The sequence below is a fragment of the Streptomyces sp. DS1-CR2 genome, assembly GCF_055760475.1.
Window position 1 is genome coordinate 4931245 of sequence record NZ_CM147085.1, and the last position, 19656, is coordinate 4950900.

The 19656-nt window shown below is 70.2% G+C and carries 16 protein-coding genes; 14 read left to right on the forward strand and 2 right to left on the reverse strand.

The genetic code is table 11. The features are described from left to right. Positions 1–376: 376 nt before the first annotated feature. Positions 377–1222 carry an HAD family hydrolase gene (locus ACY0PA_RS23685; RefSeq protein WP_473079702.1) on the reverse strand — a complete coding sequence of 282 codons (846 nt, stop codon included), beginning with the start codon at positions 1220–1222 and terminating at the stop codon, positions 377–379. Positions 1223–1815: 593 nt separating this feature from the next. Between ACY0PA_RS23685 and ssd the strand changes: the two genes are divergently transcribed. From ssd to ACY0PA_RS23720, 7 genes are all read left to right on the forward strand, one after another. Continuing rightward, positions 1816–2931, forward strand: coding sequence for a septum site-determining protein Ssd (ssd, locus tag ACY0PA_RS23690; protein WP_473079703.1), 1116 nt, complete (start codon positions 1816–1818; stop codon positions 2929–2931). A gap of 182 nt (positions 2932–3113) precedes the next feature. Next, a complete protein-coding gene (locus tag ACY0PA_RS23695) occupies positions 3114–4259 on the forward strand; it encodes a TadA family conjugal transfer-associated ATPase (RefSeq protein WP_473086402.1) in 1146 nt (381 codons plus the stop codon). 83 nt (positions 4260–4342) lie between these two features. Next, a complete protein-coding gene (locus ACY0PA_RS23700) occupies positions 4343–5254 on the forward strand; it encodes a type II secretion system F family protein (RefSeq protein WP_473079704.1) in 912 nt (303 codons plus the stop codon). 22 nt (positions 5255–5276) lie between these two features. Next, positions 5277–6053 carry a type II secretion system F family protein gene (locus tag ACY0PA_RS23705; protein WP_473079705.1) on the forward strand — a complete coding sequence of 259 codons (777 nt, stop codon included), beginning with the start codon at positions 5277–5279 and terminating at the stop codon, positions 6051–6053. A 107-nt stretch (positions 6054–6160) separates the two neighbouring features. Beyond that, positions 6161–6364: a DUF4244 domain-containing protein gene (locus ACY0PA_RS23710; protein WP_469375107.1), complete on the forward strand. Its 204-nt coding sequence runs from the start codon at positions 6161–6163 to the stop codon at positions 6362–6364. Beyond that, entirely contained in the window at positions 6357–6806 is a 450-nt protein-coding gene (locus tag ACY0PA_RS23715) for a TadE family type IV pilus minor pilin (protein ID WP_473079706.1), read from the forward strand. Before ACY0PA_RS23710 ends, ACY0PA_RS23715 begins: the two co-directional genes overlap by 8 nt. Next, positions 6803–7216, forward strand: coding sequence for an Rv3654c family TadE-like protein (locus ACY0PA_RS23720; protein WP_473079707.1), 414 nt, complete (start codon positions 6803–6805; stop codon positions 7214–7216). Before ACY0PA_RS23715 ends, ACY0PA_RS23720 begins: the two co-directional genes overlap by 4 nt. 18 nt (positions 7217–7234) lie before the next feature. On the opposite strand, the gene ACY0PA_RS23725 is transcribed toward ACY0PA_RS23720, so the two are convergent. Further along, positions 7235–9778, reverse strand: a complete 2544-nt coding sequence (locus ACY0PA_RS23725) for a DEAD/DEAH box helicase (protein WP_473079708.1) — start codon at positions 9776–9778, stop codon at positions 7235–7237. An 80-nt stretch (positions 9779–9858) separates the two neighbouring features. On the opposite strand from ACY0PA_RS23725, the gene bldG reads away from it, so the two are divergent. The 7 genes from bldG to topA all read left to right on the forward strand — a co-directional run bounded on the left by bldG (position 9859) and on the right by topA (position 19549). Next, entirely contained in the window at positions 9859–10200 is a 342-nt protein-coding gene (bldG, locus tag ACY0PA_RS23730) for an anti-sigma factor antagonist BldG (RefSeq protein ID WP_003975386.1), read from the forward strand. Between the two features lie 97 nt (positions 10201–10297). Next, the gene (locus tag ACY0PA_RS23735) at positions 10298–10735 is read left to right on the forward strand and encodes an ATP-binding protein (RefSeq protein ID WP_473079709.1); all 438 of its coding nucleotides are present in this window, start codon (positions 10298–10300) and stop codon (positions 10733–10735) included. 331 nt (positions 10736–11066) lie between these two features. Beyond that, positions 11067–13472, forward strand: coding sequence for a sodium-translocating pyrophosphatase (locus tag ACY0PA_RS23740; protein WP_473079710.1), 2406 nt, complete (start codon positions 11067–11069; stop codon positions 13470–13472). 218 nt (positions 13473–13690) lie between these two features. Then, positions 13691–14281, forward strand: coding sequence for a small secreted protein (locus tag ACY0PA_RS23745; protein WP_473079711.1), 591 nt, complete (start codon positions 13691–13693; stop codon positions 14279–14281). Positions 14282–14500: 219 nt separating this feature from the next. Beyond that, a complete protein-coding gene (locus tag ACY0PA_RS23750) occupies positions 14501–16024 on the forward strand; it encodes a DUF7059 domain-containing protein (protein ID WP_473079712.1) in 1524 nt (507 codons plus the stop codon). A gap of 243 nt (positions 16025–16267) precedes the next feature. Continuing rightward, positions 16268–16465 (forward strand): hypothetical protein, encoded by a 198-nt coding sequence (locus ACY0PA_RS23755; RefSeq protein ID WP_473079713.1) that lies wholly within the window; start codon positions 16268–16270, stop codon positions 16463–16465. Positions 16466–16714: 249 nt separating this feature from the next. Further along, complete coding sequence (gene topA / locus ACY0PA_RS23760; RefSeq protein WP_473079714.1) at positions 16715–19549, forward strand: type I DNA topoisomerase; 2835 nt, start codon at positions 16715–16717, stop codon at positions 19547–19549. Positions 19550–19656 lie beyond the last annotated feature (107 nt).

The following is a 19656-nucleotide window of genomic DNA, read 5'->3' on the forward strand; positions in this document are numbered from 1 at the left end:
TGAACAGGGTTGCGGCGGTACGAGTCCTCGTACCGCCGCTGGCATGTTCACCTGGTTACCAAGCGTCCTCGAAATATGCCCATCAGGTCGGGAACTTAGCCCGTGGCCTGGTGCGGCTGGCCCGTAATCGACGGGTCGACGTCGCGTGGGTGCCTGGTGTTCATGCTCGGTCCGTGGGGCCTTGGTTGCGTTTAAAGGTGATCCTCTCGGATGTCCCTTGGTCTCGCGGGCCGTTGCCTTATTTGTACTCCAGGTGTGGGGGAAGCGAAACCCCTGGCCGTACTTCTTTACTTTTAGGTTCAATTAGGTGCGAAACGGGCGGCCGGGTGACGGGCTTGCCTCCCGTCCGGGTGGCGGGGCCGCATAAAGGGGCCGGTCAGCCGACCGCGGCGCGTCGGCGGCTGGCGTACCAGACCAGGCCCGCGGTCGCCGCAGCGGCGCCGACGGCGGCGGCAGCGACAAGGGCCGGCCGCGACGGTGCGGACAGAGAGGGCAGTCGCTGCTTGAGCCGGACGGGCCGGTTGAAGTCGAGAATCGGCCACTCGCGCGCGATGGCCTCGCGGCGCAGCGCCCGGTCCGGATTGACCGCGAAGGGGTGGCCGACGGACTTCAGCATCGGCACATCGGTCGCCGAGTCGCTGTACGCGTAGCAGCGCGAGAGGTCGTACCCCTCGGACCGCGCGAGCTCCTCGATCGCCTCCGCCTTCGTCGGCCCGTACGCGTAGTACTCCACCTCACCCGTGAAGCAGCCGTCGTCGCCGACGACCATGCGCGTGGCCACCACGCGGTCCGCGCCGAGGAGTTCACCGATCGGCTCGACGACCTCCGCGCCGGACGTGGAGACGATCACCACGTCGCGCCCGGCGGTGTGGTGCTCCTCGATGAGCGACGCGGCCTCGTCGTAGATGATCGGGTCGATCAGGTCGTGGAGCGTCTCGGCGACGATCTCCTTCACCTGCTGCACGTTCCACCCGCGGCAGAGAGCCGAGAGGTACTCGCGCATCCGCTCCATCTGGTCGTGGTCGGCGCCGCCGGCGAGGAACACGAACTGCGCGTACGCGGTCCGCAGCACCGCCCTGCGGTTGATCAGCCCGCCTTGGTAGAACGACTTGCTGAAGGTGAGCGTGCTCGACTTCGCAATGACCGTCTTGTCCAGGTCAAAGAACGCGGCTGTGCGGGGCATCGAGTGCGTCAAGGAGTGGTTTTCCACGAGCCCGAGCATAGGCGCCCACCATTCGGCGTAAGCTTTGGCGCGTGGGTTTGCCTGAGAAGGCTCTCGGGTACACCATGGAAGTCACGGATCGTTCGCGACCGTGCTAACCCGGTCTGGCTCCTCCCCCCCCGAGTCGGACCGTGGGGACGACCCCCGCTCTCCCCCCCGGCGGGGGTCGTCGCATGTCCGGACCCACTTTGGGTCCGGACTTTTGCGTTCTCCACCCTGTTGCCGCCCCGCGCTGAGCTGCTGGCTCGCGGCTCTTCGCGCCCGACCTACGTCACTGAGTGTAGTCGAGGGGCTGCTCTGTGGAAGGTCTGGAGAGGGCAGCTGAGGTGTCGCCCTAGATGGCACAAGTGATGTCACCGGTATGGGTGATGGGGATATTCACAAGCACACTCTTGTCCACAGTAATTGACCAAGATCCACACGATTTCCGGGATCGCTGCACGGTGATTCCACTCGCGAAGACGGGACCGGTGTTCATTACCGGTTCCGTTCGCCGGTCGGGCAGTCGGAGGGCTGTCGGCCGGCCTGTGCTGCGCGAGGGGAGTGGCCGGCTCGCAGGTGCGAGCGGGACAGCGAGCGAGGGGGCGGAAATCGTGGCGGGAGCCATCACATGCGACCGGGCGCCGGTCGCCGACGGGCGGCGGCGGACACCGCTGATCGTGACGGAGGACGTGGATCTGCTGGACGACCTGCTGCGGCTGTGCGCCGCGGCCGGCGCGCGGCCCGAGGTCCATCACGGGGTGCCGGAGCGCAGAGGGAGCTGGGAATCGGCGCCGCTGGTGCTCGTCGGGGACGACGCGGTCGAGCGGGTACGGGGTGTGGCGCGACGGCGTGGTGTCGTGCTGGTGGGGCGTGACCAGGACGATTCGGGAGTGTGGCGGCGGGCCGTTGAGATCGGCGCCGACCATGTGCTGATGCTGCCGGACGGCGAGCAGTGGCTGATGGACCGCATCGCCGACGTGGCCGAAGGCGTGGGCAGGCCCGCGCTCACCGTCGGGGTGATCGGCGGGCGAGGCGGGGCCGGGGCGTCCACGCTGGCGAGCGCGCTCGCCGTGACCTCGGCGAGGACCGGGCGGCGCACCCTCCTCGTCGACGCGGATCCGCTTGGCGGTGGGCTCGATGTACTGCTTGGCGGGGAGGCTGCTGAAGGAATGCGGTGGCCCGCGTTCGCGGAGTCGCGGGGGCGGGTCGCGGGTGGCGCGCTGGAGGAGTCGCTGCCCGAGCTGCACGCACTGCGGGTGCTGAGCTGGGACCGGGGCGACACGGTGGTGGTCCCGCCTGAAGCCGTACGGGCGGTGCTGGCCGCGGCGCGACGGCGGGGCGGCGCGGTCGTCGTGGATCTGCCGCGCCGGGTCGACGAGGGGGCGGCCGAGGCGCTGGCCCAGCTGGACCTGGGGCTGCTTGTGGTGCCGCCGGAGCTGAGGGCCGTCGCGGCGGCGAAACGGGTTGCCTCCGGCGTGGGGATGGTGCTGCGGGACCTGCGCGTGGTGGTGGGGCCCTCGCGCGGGGGTGCGGCCGGCGGTCTCGATCCGGATGAGGTCGCACGGCTTCTCGGGCTTCCACTGGTCGGCGAGCTTCCGGCGGAGGGCGCGCTGTTGGCGGCCGATGGGGGCGGACTGCCGCCGGGGGCGCGGGGGCCGCTCGCGCGGTTCTGCGCGGCGTTTTGGGAGCGGGTGCCGGTTGTGGCGGCTGAGGGGGGTGGGGTGTGAGAGCGGGGGGCGGCATGTCCGGGTGGGCGTGGGTGTGAGTGCGGGTGAGGTGCGGGTGTGGCGAGTCGAGGGGGCGGGCTGTGAGTGCCGGTGTGGTGGGTGATGGCGGTGGGCGGCGTGTGAGCGGGGGTGCGGTCGGTGACGACGGTGCGCGGCGTGTGAGTGGGGTCGTGGGCGCACGCATGTTGGACGGGGTGCGGCAGTGGCTCGCGGAGAACGGTGCGGAGGCGACCCCCGCGCGGGTCGCGGAGGCGCTCCGGGCTCAGGGGAAACTTCTCGGGGACGCCGAAGTATTGGGTGCGGCCGGCCAGTTGCGCTCCGAACTCGTGGGCACGGGACCGCTTGAGCCCCTGCTCGCCGATCCGTCGGTGACCGACGTGCTGGTGTCCGCGCCCGACCGGGTATGGGTGGACCGGGGCGGTGGCCTGGAGCTGACGGGCGTGTCGTTCGAGAGCGCCTCATCCGTACGGAGGCTCGCGCAACGGCTCGCGGCGGTGGCCGGGCGGCGCCTGGACGACGCGAGGCCGTGGGTGGACGCCCGGCTGCCGGACGGGACCCGCCTCCACGCCGTCCTGCCGCCCGTCGCCGTCGGCTGTGCCTGCCTGTCGCTGCGGGTGGTCCGGCCGCGGGCCTTCACGCTGGAGGAGCTCGTGACGGCGGGGACGGTGCCACCCGGCGGGGACCGGGTGCTCAGGGCTCTTCTCGATGCCCGGCTGTCGTTCCTGATCAGCGGTGGCACGGGGTCCGGTAAGACGACGCTCCTGAGCGCGTTGCTCGGCCTGGTGGGGCCGGGGGAGCGGGTGGTGCTCGCCGAGGACTCCGCCGAGCTGCGGCCCGACCATCCACATGTGGTGCGGCTTGAGGCGCGGCCCGCCAACCAGGAAGGGGCTGGTCTCGTGGCCCTGGACGACCTGGTGCGTCAGGCGCTGCGCATGCGGCCGGACCGCCTGGTGGTGGGCGAGGTGCGGGGCCCGGAGGTCGTGGCGCTCCTCGCCGCGTTGAACACGGGGCACGAGGGGGGCTGCGGCACGGTCCACGCGAACGCCGCCCATGACGTGCCCGCCCGCCTGGAGGCTCTGGGGACGGCGGCCGGCCTCGATCGCGCTGCCCTGCACAGCCAGTTGGCGGCGGCCCTGTCGGTGGTTCTTCACCTCGTACGGGACCGGAGGGGCCGGCGTCGCATCGCCGAGGTCCATGTCCTGGAACGTGACGCGGCCGGCTGGGTGGTCACGGTGCCGGCGCTGCGGTGGGGCGAGGGGGAGTTCGTGCGGGAGCGGGGGTGGGCGCGGTTGCGGGGGTTGCTCGGGGAGTTCGTGGAGGGGGGGTAGGCGGGTTGGGGCTGGCGTGGGGCCGGTCGGGGTGGTTGGGCGGCGGCGGGGCGCTGGGTGGGGCGTGGGTTGGTACGAGGGCGATGTCCGTGGAGGGGGCGGTTGTTGTGGTTGGAGTTGGGGCGGTGGGGGTCGGTGTGGGGCCTGGTTGTGCGGCTCTGGTCTGTGTGGGGGCGGCGGCCTGGGTTGCCGGTGGTGGGCACGGGCGTGAGGCGCGGCGGGCGAGGGAGTTGCTGGGTTCGGGCGGTGGTGTGCTGTGGGGCGCGCAGGCGTGGCGTGTGGGCTGGGCGCGGTGGCGGGAGCGGTGGGAGTGGTGGGTGCTGGTCGTAGGGGCCGTGCTCGCGGTCCTCGGGGCTTCCGTGGTGCCGCTGGTGGTGGGTGCCGCGGGGGTGCCTCTGGCGGCGCGGGTGCGGCGGGACCGGGAGGTGCGACGGGTGCGGGAGCGCCGGGCGGACGAGGTGATCTCGCTGTGCGGGGTGCTGGCGGGGGAGGTGCGAGCGGGGCGGCAGCCGGGGGAGGCGCTGATCGTGGCGGTGCGTGAGGAGGGCGAGACGAGAGCGGGCGGCTCGGGCGCCGGCGATGGGGCGGTCGTGGCTGCTGCCCGGTTCGGTGGGGACGTGCCGGGGGCTTTGCGGGAGGCGGCGCGGGCGCCGGGGGCCGAGGGGCTGTTGGGGCTCGCGGCGTGCTGGCGGGTGGCGGTGGACCGGGGTGCGGGCCTGGCGGCCGGGCTGGAGCGTCTCGCGGACGCGCTGCGGGCCGAGCGTGACCAAAGGGCTGACCTACGCGCTCAGTTGGCCGGATCGCGGTCGACGGCGGTGATGCTCGCGGGGCTTCCCGTCCTGGGGCTGCTACTGGGGAGCGTGCTCGGGGCCCGGCCGTTGAGGGTGCTGCTGCACACCGGGGCGGGGTTCGGGTGCCTGCTGGTGGGCGGGGCGTTGGAGGGAGCGGGGCTGTGGTGGGCGCTGCGGATCGTACGCGGAGCGGAGGAGCGATGAGTGCTCGGGAAGCGGAGGGGCGATGAACGGTGTCCACAGGCTGGGGCTCGTGCTGTGTGTCGTGACGGGCTTGGGGTGGGTCGTGCATGAGGTGGCGGCACGGCGCAGGGAACGGGCGCTGCTGCGGAGGTTGAATGCCCTGCTGGAGGCGGTGACTGAGAAGCCCGCGAGGCGGGGCGTGGATGTGCGGGGCGCCATGGGCAGGTGGGGACCGTCAGCGGGGGCAGTCTGTGCCGGGTACGTGCTGGTGGGCGGGGTGGCCGGGCTGCTGTTGGGGCTGGTCGCGGCGTTCGGGGTGTGGAGGTGGAGGCGAAGGACCCGCGCGGCGGCCGACGTGACGGCGTCTTCGGAGGCTCAGGCGCGTCGGCAGCTGCCGTTGGCCGCCGATCTGTTGGCCGCGTGCATCGCCGCCGGGGCCGATCCCGTAGGGGCGGCGAGGGCTGTGGGGGAGTCGCTGGGTGGCCCGGTCGGCGAGGTTCTGGCGCGGGGTGCGGCCCAGGTGCGGCTCGGTGGCGAACCGCGTGCTGCGTGGCGGCAGTTGGCGTCGATACCGGGGGCCGGTGCGCTGGCCGGACTCCTTGAGCGGGCCGGTGATTCGGGAGCCCCGGCCGCGGAGCCGGTCGCGCGGCTGGCCGCGGAGGCCCGGGCCGAGCGAGGGCGTGCGACCACCGCGGTGGCGCGCAGGGCGGCTGTGCTGATCACGGCGCCGGTGGGGCTGTGCTTCCTGCCCGCGTTCGTGGCCATCGGAGTGCTGCCTGTGGTGATCGGGGTGGCCGGCGGGCTGTTGGGAGGTCGGTGAGAGGCCGCGGGGAGTCCCGGGCCGGTTCGTGGCCCGGCGCGAGTTCGGCGGACGTCGTGTGGACGTCAGTCGGTGACGAACTTCAGAGGAATTTCATGGGGGTTGAGATGTACGGAGTGATGCGGGCGCGTGCCGGGATGTGGGTGCGTCGGATGCGTGCGGTGAGGCGGGACGCGGGGATGGTCACGTCGGAGTATGCGATGGGGCTGATCGCGGCGGTCGGGTTCGCCGGACTGCTGCTGAAGGTGCTGACCAGCGGACAGGTGCAGGCCGCGCTTCAGGGGATCGTCGAGAGGGCGCTCCATGGGTAGGGCCGGCCGGCGCAGGCCACGGGCTGGTGAGCGGCAGGCCGGTACGCGACGCGCCGGTGACCAGGGTTTCGTGACGGCGGAGGCGGCCGTTGTGCTGCCGGTGCTCGTGACCTTCACACTGGCGCTGGTCTGGGCGCTGATGGCCGCGTCCGCGCAGATCCAGTGTGTGGACGCGGCGAGGGCGGGCGCCAGGGCGATTGCCCGGCAGGACCCGCAGGGGGCGGCCGTGGAGTCGGCGAAGAGGGTCGCGCCGCGTGGCGCGAAGGTCGCCGTGAGCCGGGAGGGCGACCTGGTCCGGGTCGCAGTCGAGGCCGCGGCACCGGGGCCTGGCGTGCTGAACGTCCGCCTACGGGCCGACGCGGTTGCGTTGGCCGAGGAGACGGTGGGGACGGCCGAGCCGGCCGACGTAGCCGGGACGGCGGAGGAGGTGGGTGATTCATGAAGCGGCGGAAGGCGTCTGGGGACCGGGGTTCCGCGACCGTGTGGGCCGTGATGGCGATGGCCGCGCTCGGGCTGGTCTTCGGGTGCGTACTGACCATGGGGCAGGCCGTCATAGTGCGCCACCGGGCGGGTGGGGCCGCCGACTTGGCGGCTCTCGCGGCCGCCGATCACTGGATGGAGGGCCGGAAGGAGGCCTGCGCCCACGCCGCCCGGGTGGCGGCCGCTCAGGACACACGGCTCGTGCGGTGCGCGGTGTACGGGGAGGTGTCTGACGTCACCGCGGTGGCCGGCGCGGCGCCGCTGACCGCGGAAGTCAGGGCCAGGGCGGGCCCCGCAGGACCCGTGGCGCCTGGGGTCCCGACCGACCCAGCTGGTCCGACGGATCCAGTCGGCCCCACGGATCCCGGGTGATGGGCCTCGCAGGATCAGTCAGCCGGCGTCCTGACCTGGTTCCTGATCCTGCGATGTCGGCCGCCCCTCGGACGCAGCCTCCAAAGATGCCGATGCCGATGTCGGGACCTCCGCCGATGGCGCGTCCCTGAGCAGGACCTTCAGCAGCCGTACCGCGCCGCGCTTGTGGAGAGGGTCGTTGCCGTTGCCGCACTTGGGCGACTGGATGCAGGACGGGCAGCCCGCCTCGCACTCGCAGGAGGCGATCGCTTCGAGGGTGGCCGTGAGCCACTCACGGGCCGTGTGGAACGCGCGCTCCGCGAATCCCGCCCCGCCGGGATGGCCGTCGTACACGAAGACCGTGGGCAGCAGGGTGTCCGGGTGAAGGGGGATGGAGACACCGCCGATGTCCCGGCGGTCGCAGGTGGCGAACAGCGGCAGCATGCCGATGGAGGCGTGTTCGGCGGCGTGCAGCGCGCCGCCGAGGATCTCCGGGTTCACGCGGGCCGCGTCGAGTTGGTCCTCCGTCACCGTCCACCACACGGCGCGGGTGCGGAGGGTGCGGGGAGGGAGGTCGAGTTTGGTCTCGCCCAGGACTTCGCCGGTGATGAGGCGGCGGCGCAGGAAGGAGACGACCTGGTTGGTGACTTCGACGGAGCCGTAGCACAATCGGCCGTCGCCCCAAGGGACTTCGATGTCCCTCTCCAGTACGGAGATGGCGGTGGTGTCGCGGGCGGTCGTCGAGTAGGTCGGGTTGGCCTCCTCGACGAGGGCGACCGAGTCCTCCAGGTCCAGGTGCTTCACGAGATAGGTGCGGCCCTGGTGGAGGTGGACCGCGCCGTCGTGGACGGTCGTGTGCGCCGAGCCGGCGTCCACGGTGCCCAGGAGGCGTCCCGTACCGGCCTCGACGATCTGTACGGGGCTGCCGCCGTCGCCGCGGATGTCCGTCAGATCGGCGGCGCGTTCGCGGCGGGTCCAGTGCCAGGCCTTGGTGCGGCGGCGCAGCAGCTTCGCGTCCTCCAGCTGGGGGAGCAGCTCGGCGGTGGTCGGGCCGAACAGGGGCAAGTCGTCGTCGGTGAGCGGGAGTTCGGCGGCGGCCGCGCACAGATGGGGGGCGAGGACGTACGGGTTGTCGGGGTCCAGGACCGTGGACTCCACCGGCTGGTCGAAGAGGGCTTCGGGGTGGTGGACGAGATACGTGTCCAGGGGGTCGTCGCGGGCGACGAGGACGGCGAGCGCGCCCTGCCCCGACCGTCCCGCGCGGCCCGCCTGCTGCCACAGCGACGCTCTGGTGCCCGGATAGCCGGCGATGACGACGGCGTCCAACCCCGAGACGTCGATGCCGAGTTCGAGGGCGGTGGTGGCGGCCAGGCCGAGGAGTTCGCCGGAGTGCAAGGCGCGTTCGAGGGCGCGGCGTTCCTCGGGCAGGTAGCCGCCGCGGTAGGCGGCGACGCGGCGGGCGAGGGAGCGGTCGATCTCGGCGAGGCGCTCCTGGGCGATCACCGAGATCAGCTCGGCGCCGCGCCGGGAGCGTACGAACGCGACGGAGTGGACGCCCTGCAGGGTCAGGTCCGTCAGCAGGTCCGCCGTCTCGGCGGTGGCGGTGCGGCGGACGGGGGCGCCCTTCTCGCCGTGGAGCTCGGTGAGAGGGGGTTCCCAGAGGGCGAAGACGAGCTCTCCGCGGGGCGAGGCGTCGTCGGCGATCTCGACGACAGGGAGACCCGTCAGGCGCTCGGCAGCGACGGCCGGGTCGGCGGCGGTGGCGGACGCCAGCAGGAACACGGGTTCCGAGCCGTAGCGGGCGCACAGGCGACGCAGACGGCGCAGGACCTGGGCGACGTGGGACCCGAAGACACCGCGATAGGTGTGGCACTCGTCGATGACGACGTACTTGAGCGACTTGAGGAAGGAGGACCAGCGGGGGTGCGAGGGCAATATCCCGCGGTGCAGCATGTCGGGGTTGGTCAGGACGTAGTTGGCGTACTGCCGCACCCACTCGCGTTCCTCGACGGGGGTGTCGCCGTCGTAGACCGCGGGGCGGATCGCCGTGCCGAGCGGTTGTGAAAGTTCCTTCACCGATCTGCACTGGTCCGCGGCGAGCGCTTTCGTCGGCGCGAGGTAGAGCGCGGTCGCGCCACGCCCGTTCGGGGCCTCGGATCCGTCGAGGAGCCGGGAGAGCACCGGGACGAGGTACGCCAGGGACTTTCCGGAGGCAGTTCCGGTGGAGACGACGACCGACTCGCCGTCCATCGCGTGCTCGGCAGCGAGTGCCTGATGGGCCCAGGGATGCTCGATTCCGGCCGACTGGACGGCGGCGAGGACCTCGGATCGGATGCGGTCGGGCCATACGGCATGACGACCCGGTCGCGGGGGCAAGTGCTCCGTATGAGTGATGCGCGAAGCCCGGCTCGGACCCGAGGCGAGTCGGTCGAGAATCGCCCCTGGAGAGGGGCGGGAAGCGGTGTCCGCCGCGGGTTGTCCGGGGCGGTGATTCTTGGCCATCGGCACCGAGTGTGTCACTGGCGTGACGGACAATGCTCCTAAGGCGTCGTGCACGCCTGCCGGTAAGTGATTGAATGCCATCGCGGCTGGCGATCCGTCCCGGGGGCTCTGCCGAGGTGTCCCGAGGGACGACCGCTCGATAGCAAGGTGCTGGAGGATCCGTGGACCTGTCCCTGTCGACCCGTACCGTCGGCGATCGTACGGTCGTCGAGGTCGGTGGCGAAATCGATGTATATACCGCGCCCAAGCTGCGAGAGCAGCTGGTCGAGCTCGTGAACGACGGCAGCTTCCACCTTGTCGTCGACATGGAGGGAGTCGATTTCCTCGACTCCACCGGGCTCGGCGTACTGGTGGGCGGTCTGAAGCGAGTGCGGGCCCATGAGGGCTCGCTGCGACTGGTCTGCAACCAGGAGCGCATTCTCAAGATCTTCCGTATCACCGGCCTGACCAAGGTGTTCCCCATTCACACCTCGGTCGAGGAAGCCGTAGCGGCTACCGACTGATCGGTCACCGGCCCACAGGCCGGTGGCTGAGCGGAAGTGGGGGCCGGGCCGATGGCCCGGTCCCTTCAGAGCACGCCCGTACATCCGAGGGGGATGCATGGCCACCGTCGAACTCCGATTCAGCGCGCAGCCCGAGCACGTCAGAACCGCCCGTCTGGTGGCGGCTGCGGTGGCGCGCAGGGCCGGAGTGGACGAGGCCGTGCTCGACGAGGTCAGGCTCGCTGTCGGCGAGGCCTGCAGCCGCGCCGTCGGTCTTCACCGGAGCAGCGGTATCGCTGCACCCGTTCGGGTCCTTCTCACCGAGGAGGAGAAGCAGTTCTCCATCGAGGTCGGGGACGAGGCTCCGCGGAGCGTTCCCGGCGAGCAGTCGTCCGGCGCGCCCGGCGGGTCGGACGATCTGGAGGCGGAGGGCGAGGACGACATGGGCCTCGCCGTCATCAGTGGCCTCGTCGACGATGTGGAGGTCACCGCGGACGAGTCCGGTGGACTCATTCGGATGACTTGGCCGACCACGCCGGCGACTCTTCCGTCCTGACGCGGACCCCCCGACGTCCACGCAACGCCCCCTGATCCACCCGTCCGTGGCTCCGCTCGGCGCTGCCCCCATGTGATCGTTTCTGGTTCCAGGCCCTGCCCTCACCCCGGTGAGCAGGGCCTATTTGCATTCCCTAGATCGTCGATCATAATTGGATCAAGCCTCAATGCTTTCAGGGCATTACTGCTTCTTGTGCGCCCATCGTGTTGGACGATCATTTGCCGGGTAGTAACGGATGGCAAATTCCGTTTCTCGCGCACTGTTTTGATCAGGCGCCGCTCCCTACAATCCGTCCACATCTTGAGCTCAGCCCAAGCGTCAAGGAGGACGAATGGCGGGGCTTTCTACCCCTCAAGCGTTTGACCACCCCTCAACCTTCGCAGCCGCGGTCCTGACCGACGACAACCGGCTCATCGTCATGGTGATCGGCATCGTCGCGCTCGCCGCCCTCGTGGTGGCCGCAGTGCTCGTACGCCAGGTGCTGGCGGCAGGCGAGGGCACCGACAGCATGAAGAAGATCGCGGCAGCGGTCCAGGAAGGCGCGAATGCCTATCTCGGGCGGCAGCTGCGGACCCTCGCGGTATTCGCCGTCGTGGTGTTCTTCCTGCTCATGCTGCTGCCCGCGGACGATTGGAATCAGCGAGCAGGGCGTTCGATCTTCTTCTTGATCGGCGCGGTGTTCTCGGCCACCACCGGATACATCGGAATGTGGCTGGCGGTGCGCAGCAATGTGCGCGTCGCCGCCGCGGCCAGAGAGGCCACCCCGGCGGAAGGCGAGCCGGAAAAGGATCTCACTGCTGTCTCGCACAAGGCCATGAAGATCGCTTTTCGCACGGGTGGCGTAGTCGGCATGTTCACGGTGGGGCTGGGTCTGCTCGGCGCCTCCTGTGTCGTGCTGGTCTACGCGGCCGACGCGCCCAAGGTCCTCGAAGGATTTGGCCTCGGTGCGGCGCTCATCGCGATGTTCATGCGTGTCGGAGGCGGCATCTTCACCAAGGCCGCCGACGTCGGCGCCGACCTGGTCGGCAAGGTCGAAAAAGGCATTCCGGAGGATGATCCGCGTAATGCCGCGACCATCGCCGACAACGTGGGCGACAACGTCGGCGACTGTGCCGGTATGGCCGCCGACCTCTTCGAGTCGTACGCCGTCACGCTGGTCGCCGCGCTGATCCTCGGCAAGGCGGCCTTCGGCGACTCCGGGCTCGCCTTCCCGCTGATCGTTCCCGCGATCGGCGTAGTGACGGCGATGATCGGAATCTTCGCCGTGGCGCCGCGCCGGTCCGACCGCAGCGGCATGAGCGCGATCAACCGCGGGTTCTTCATCTCTGCGGTCATCTCGCTCGCGCTGGTGGCCGCAGCGGTCTACACGTATCTGCCGGCGACGTATGCCGAGCTCAACGGCATCACCGACGCGGCGATCAAGGTGAAGGACGGCGATCCGCGGATCCTCGCCCTCGTCGCCGTGGCCATCGGCATCGTGCTCGCCGCGCTGATCCAGCAGCTCACGGGCTACTTCACCGAGACCAGCCGGCGCCCGGTGCGCGACATCGGCAAGTCATCGCTCACCGGACCCGCCACCGTCGTGCTCGCCGGAATCTCCGTCGGCCTCGAATCGGCCGTCTACACCGGCCTGTTGATCGGCCTCGGCGTGTACGGGGCGTTCCTGCTCGGCGGCACGTCGATCATGCTGGCGTTGTTCGCCGTCGCCCTCGCGGGCACGGGCCTGCTGACCACGGTCGGCGTCATCGTCGCCATGGACACCTTCGGGCCCGTCTCCGACAACGCGCAGGGCATCGCCGAGATGTCCGGCGACGTGACGGGATCGGGTGCGCAGGTCCTCACCGACCTGGACGCCGTGGGCAACACGACCAAGGCCATCACCAAGGGAATCGCCATCGCCACGGCCGTACTGGCGGCCTCGGCTCTCTTCGGGTCCTACCGTGACGCGATCGTCTCCGCCGCCCAGGAAGTCGGCGAGAAGGTAGGCGACGGCGGCCCGATGAACCTTGTGATGGACATCTCGCAGCCCAACAACCTGGTGGGCCTGATCGCCGGCGCGGCGGTCGTGTTCCTCTTCTCCGGACTCGCGATCAACGCGGTGTCGCGGTCCGCGGGTGCCGTGGTCTACGAGGTGCGGCGGCAGTTCCGCGAGCACCCCGGGATCATGGACTACACGGAGAAGCCGGAGTACGGGCGCGTCGTCGACATCTGTACGAAGGACGCGCTGCGGGAGTTGGCCACGCCGGGTCTGCTCGCCGTTCTCGCGCCCATCGCGATCGGCTTCACGCTCGGCGTCGGTGCCCTCGGTTCGTTCCTCGCCGGCGCGATCGGCACCGGGACGCTGATGGCGGTCTTCCTCGCCAACTCCGGTGGCGCGTGGGACAACGCGAAGAAACTCGTCGAGGACGGGCATCACGGCGGCAAGGGCAGTGAGGCCCACGCCGCGACCGTCATCGGCGACACGGTCGGCGACCCGTTCAAGGACACGGCCGGGCCCGCGATCAACCCGCTGCTGAAGGTGATGAACCTGGTGGCGCTCCTCATCGCGCCCGCGGTCGTCAAGTTCAGCTACGGGGCGGACGCGAGCGTGGGCGTACGGATCGCGGTCGCCGTGCTGTCGATCGCCGTGATCGTCGGTTCCGTTTACGTCTCCAAGAGGCGCGGCATCGCGGTCGGCGACGACGACAACTCCGACCACGTATCGAAGCGGGAGGCGGATCCGGCGGTGGTTTCCTGACCCCGGGTTTCACCTGGTCAGGTACGGCCGCAAGCTCAACGGGCGGGCGGGCAGCGCGTATTGGCGCGCTGCCCGCCCGCCCGTGTCAGGTGACGGCCCTTCAGTGAGGCTTATCTCTCTTGGTGCAAATGGCTACAAAAAGCCGATAAAGCACCCATAGCGGATGTCCGGCATGCGATTGTCGCCCACTTGGCGTGTATGTTCCGGGGCCGAGAGCCATGGAAGGGACCAATCCGGTGAACAAGAAGCTTGCAGCCGCACTGTCCAGCGGTGCGGTACTGGTGCTTGCGCTGTCGGGATGCAGCAGCGACGACGGCAACGAGAAGCTGGACTCCTGGGCCAAGACGGTCTGTGACGCGGTCCAGCCGCAGGCCAAGAAGATCGAGAACGCCAACGCCGCGATCCAGAAGGAGACCTCGGACAACAGCAAGCCCGCCGACGTCCAGAGCACCGACTCGCAGGCCTTCCAGGACATGTCCGACGCCTACAAGGCGATCGGTGCGGCCGTGGACAAGGCGGGGGCACCGCCGGTCGATGGCGGCGAAAAGAAGCAGAAGGACGCGGTCAAGGAGCTCAACGGGATCTCGGCCTCGTACGCGGATCTGAAAAAGCAGGTCGACAAGCTCGACACCAAGGACCAGGCGAAGTTCGCCGACGGCCTCAAGGGCATCGCGGGCGAGCTCGACAAGCTGAGCCAGAGCGGGAGCGACGCGCTCAAGAAGCTGGAGGAGGGCGACGTCGGCAAGGCGATGGCGAAGCAGGACAGCTGCAAGAGCGCGTCCGCTTCCCCGGCTCCCTCCAAGAGCTGACGCAGGTGAGCTGATTCCGGATGCCGGCCCAGGTGGACCGGCATCGGGAGTTGGCTCCGGGTGAGCCCGCTCCGGAAGCCTGCTCCACGCGAGCCCGCTCCACGCGGGCTGCCTCGGTGCGCTGACGTTTTCCCTCGTGTCCCCGGTGCCGTCTTCACACGGTGCCGGGGGCACGTCGTATGTGGGTGGCCATCGGGGGTCCGGGGTGACAATGGGGGCGTGAGTAGCTCCAGTCTGTCCAAGTTGCCGTCCATTGACCGTGACGATGTCGCCGCCCGGCTGCGTGAGTCCCTGCTGGGGGCCGAGTTCACCGCCGACGGCCTGCTCGAGCTGCTCGGGGCGCCGGCCTACGCCGCGCTCGCGCGGAGCGAGACCGTCCCCGCCCTGCGGGCGACCAGCGGGGACAGCCCGTTGGAGACGCTCGTACGGCTGTTCCTGTTGCAGCAGCCCGCGGAGTACGCGCGCGTGGCGGCCGTTCTGCCCGTCGAGGAGTGCCTGGAGAGCGGGTGGCTGACGCGCGCCGGCGATGACGAGGTCGCCGCGGCCGTCGACGTACGGCCGTACGGGGGGCCCGACGGCGAGGACTGGTTCATCGTGTCCGACCTCGGGTGCGCCGTCGGCGGCGCCGGAGGTATCGGCAGCCGCGCCGAGGGCGTCGTCCTGGGCGTCGGCGGCGCGTCCACGACGCTGTCCGGAATCACCGTGCGTACGCCCGTGGAGAGCGCCCTCGACCTCGGTACGGGCTCCGGGATCCAGGCCCTGCACGCCACCCGGCACGCCACGCGTGTCGTCGCCACCGACCTCAACCCGCGCGCCCTCCACATGACGGCGCTGACCCTCGCCCTCTCCGGCGCGGGCCCCGTGGACCTGCACGAGGGCTCGCTGTTCGAGCCCGTGGGCGACGAGGCGTACGACCTGATCGTGTCGAATCCGCCCTTCGTCATCTCGCCGGGTGCGCGGCTGACGTATCGGGACGGCGGGATGGCCGGGGACGATCTGTGCCGCACGCTCGTTCAGGAGGCGGGGGCACGATTGAACGAGGGCGGGTACGCGCAGTTTCTCGCCAACTGGCAGCACGTCGACGGGGAGGAGTGGACCGACCGGCTCCGGTCCTGGGTGCCGCGCGGGTGCGACGCGTGGATCGTGCAGCGCGAGGTGCAGGACATCACGCAGTACGCCGAGTTGTGGCTGCGGGACGCCGGGGATCACCGCACGGATCCGGCGGAGTACGCGGCGCTGTACGACGCGTGGCTCGACGAGTTCGAGGCGCGCAAGGTGCGCGGCGTCGGATTCGGCTGGATCACGCTGCGCAAGGCGCCGGAGGGCGTCGAGCCGTCCGTCACGGTGGAGGAGTGGCCGCACTCCGTCGAACAACCCCTCGGGGACACGGTGCGGGCGCACTTCGAGCGCCTCGACTATCTGCGCACGCACGACGACGCCGCCCTGCTCGGTGCCCACTTCAAGCTCGCGGGCGAGGTCGTGCAGGAGCAGGTCGGGCTGCCGGGGGCCGAGGATCCGGAGCATGTGGTGCTGCGCCAGCACCGCGGGATGCGCCGGGCCACGAAGGTGGACACGATCGGTGCCGGGTTCGCGGGCGTCTGCGACGGCACGCTCAGCGCCGGCCGGATTCTCGACGCCATCGCGCAACTGGTCGGGGAGGACCCGGTCTTGCTGCGGGACCGCACGCCGGCGCAGATCAGGATGCTCGTCGAGCAGGGGTTCCTGGAGCCGGCTCCGGTCTGACGCGCAGCGCTGATCGGATTCCGCTTTTCTTTCTGAAGATCTTCCGAGAGGCCTCGGGAGATCTCCCGAGATCTCAGGTAGCACTCTGAAGATCTTCAGAGAGACCTCAAAACATCTCCGGTGGCGCCCCGCGACATCGTTGCCAAAGGCATGCGTGGCGGTCGTTCACCCGGGGTTCGTCCTGTCGTCTCCCGCGCGTGTCAGCCTCACCGGCCTGGGGACCCAGCACCGGGAGGAAAAGCCATGGAGAGCGGATCAGCGATCTTCGCCGGGACCGTGTTCACGCTGTTCGGGGCAGGACTGCTGCTGTGGACCGGGGTGCGTGTCATGCACCGTGCACCCGTCGCCGACGGTGTGAACCCCGTCGCATCGGCGACGCTCGCCACCCTGGCCTCAGTGGCCTGTCTGGTACTCGGGGTGTGGTGCTTCGGCCGGTTCTGAGCGGCGTCCCGCAGGGGGTGTCCCGGGTGAGGGCCCGGTGGACGTCCCGGACACCCTGTGGGCACTCCGGGCGGCAGGATCGTCGGTAGTCGGGTTACCGTTCGAGTGGCCGTTGCGAGCTTTTCCCGTTTGACACGGGGGCGGGAGGTACCGTCACACTCCGCAGCGAGACCGCACGTACCGCAGTGCCGACCCCCACGTCCCGAGGGCGCGGGGGATCCCCAGCGCCGACCGGAGAGAAGAGCGAAGTTGTCCCCGACCAGCGAGACCGCACACGGCGGCCGCCGACTCGTCATCGTCGAGTCGCCTGCCAAGGCGAAGACGATCAAGGGCTACCTCGGCCCTGGATACGTCGTCGAAGCGAGCGTCGGGCACATCCGCGACCTCCCGAGCGGCGCCGCCGAGGTGCCCGAGAAGTACACCGGCGAGGTGCGCCGGCTCGGTGTGGACGTCGAACACGACTTCCAGCCGATCTATGTGGTCAACGCTGACAAGAAGGCCCAGGTCAAGAAGCTCAAGGACCTGCTGAAGGACTCCGACGAACTCTTCCTCGCCACCGATGAGGACCGCGAGGGCGAAGCCATCGCGTGGCACCTCCTCGAGGTCCTGAAGCCCAAGGTCCCCGTCCACCGGATGGTCTTCCACGAGATCACCAAGGACGCGATCCGCAGCGCCGTCGCCAACCCACGCGAGCTCAACAAGCGCATGGTCGACGCCCAGGAGACCCGCCGCATCCTCGACCGCCTCTACGGCTACGAGGTCTCGCCGGTCCTGTGGAAGAAGGTCATGCCGCGCCTGTCGGCGGGCCGCGTCCAGTCCGTGGCGACCCGCCTCGTCGTCGAGCGGGAGCGCGAGCGCATCGCCTTCCGCTCCGCCGAGTACTGGGACCTGACCGGCACCTTCGCGACCGGCCGCTCCGGCGACGCCAGCGATCCGTCGAACCTCGTGGCCCGCCTGAGCGCCGTCGACGGCAAGCGCATCGCGCAGGGCCGCGACTTCGACTCGGTCGGCCGGCTGAAGTCGGCGAGCGTGCTGGCCCTGGACGAGACGAACGCCCGCGCGCTCGCCGCCGCCCTGGAGAACACGAATTTCGCCGTACGGTCCGTCGAGTCGAAGCCGTACCGTCGCTCGCCCTACGCCCCGTTCCGTACGACGACGCTCCAGCAGGAGGCGAGCCGCAAGCTCGGCTTCGGCGCGAAGGCCACGATGCAGGTGGCCCAGAAGCTGTACGAGAACGGCTTCATCACCTATATGCGTACGGACTCCACGACCCTGTCCGACACGGCGGTCTCGGCCGCCCGTGCGCAGGTCACGCAGCTGTACGGCGCCGACTACCTGCCGGACAAGCCGCGCACGTACGCCGGCAAGGTCAAGAACGCGCAGGAGGCGCACGAGGCGATCCGTCCGTCGGGTGATCGTTTCCGCACGCCCGCCGAGACCGGCCTGACCGGCGACCAGTTCCGGCTCTACGAGCTGATCTGGAAGCGGACCGTCGCCTCCCAGATGAAGGACGCGGTCGGTAACTCCGTCACGGTCAAGATCGGCGGCACCTCCGCCGACGGCCGTAACGCCGAGTTCTCCGCCTCCGGCAAGACGATCACCTTCCACGGCTTCCTCAAGGCCTATGTCGAGGGTGCGGACGACCCGAACGCCGAGCTCGACGACCGTGAGCGCCGGCTGCCGCAGGTCTCCGAGGGCGACGCGCTGTCCGCCGAGGAGATCACCGTCGACGGCCACGCGACCAAGCCGCCGGCCCGCTACACCGAGGCCAGCCTGGTCAAGGAGCTCGAAGAGCGCGAGATCGGCCGCCCGTCGACGTACGCGTCGATCATCGGGACCATTCTCGACCGCGGCTATGTGTTCAAGAAGGGGACGGCTCTTGTGCCCTCCTTCCTGTCCTTCGCCGTGGTCAACCTCCTGGAGAAGCACTTCGGGCGGCTCGTCGACTACGACTTCACCGCCCGGATGGAGGACGACCTCGACCGCATCGCCCGCGGTGAGGCCCAGGCCGTGCCGTGGCTGCGGCGCTTCTACTTCGGCGAGGGCGAGGGCTCCGGAGGCGCCGCCGAAGCGGGCAACGGCGACGGCGACCACCTCGGCGGCCTCAAGGAACTCGTCACCGACCTGGGCGCTATCGACGCCCGCGAGGTGTCGTCCTTCCCCGTCGGCGAAGGCATCGTCCTGCGCGTCGGCCGCTACGGCCCCTACGTCGAGCGCGGCGAGCGCGACTCCGAGAACCACCAGCGCGCGGACGTGCCGGAGGACCTCGCTCCGGACGAGCTCACCGTCGAGCACGCGGAGGAGCTGCTCGCCAAGCCGAGCGGCGACTTCGAGCTCGGCGCCGACCCCGTCTCCGGGAACCAGATCATCGCGAAGGACGGGCGCTACGGTCCGTACGTCACCGAGGTGCTCCCCGAGGGAACCCCGAAGACCGGCAAGAACGCGGTCAAGCCGCGTACGGCGTCGCTCTTCAAGTCGATGTCCATCGACACGGTCACCCTGGACGACGCCCTCAAGCTGATGTCCCTGCCGCGCGTGGTCGGCGCCGACGCCGAGGGTGTCGAGATCACCGCGCAGAACGGGCGGTACGGGCCGTACCTGAAGAAGGGCACCGACTCGCGCTCCCTGGAGACTGAGGAGCAGCTCTTCGCCATCACGCTGGAAGAGGCGCTCGCGATCTACGCGCAGCCCAAGCAGCGTGGACGCGCGGCCGCCAAGCCGCCACTGAAGGAGCTCGGCGAGGACCCGGTCAGCGGGAAGCCCGTCGTCGTCAAGGACGGCCGCTTCGGCGCGTACGTCACGGACGGCGAGACGAACGCGACGCTCAGGTCGTCCGACTCCGTCGAGGAGATCACGCCCGAGCGCGGCTACGAACTGCTCGCTGAGAAGCGGGCGAAGGGCCCCGCCAAGAAGACGGCCAAGAAGGCCGCGAAGAAGGCTCCGGCGAAGAAGGCGCCCGCCAAGAAGACGGCTGCCAAGAAGACCGCCGCTTCGAAGACGACGGCTGCCAAGAAGACGACCGCCGCGAAGAAGACGACGGCCAAGAAGGCGACGGCTTCGAAGTCGACCTCCACGGAGGAGTAGTCATCTTGCGGTGGTCCTCTGCTGAGGTCCTTCTTGAGGTCCTTCTTGAGGTCCTTCTACGGAGGAGTGGGCACACAGCAGTGTGCACGCGCGCGTGAAGCGTGAAG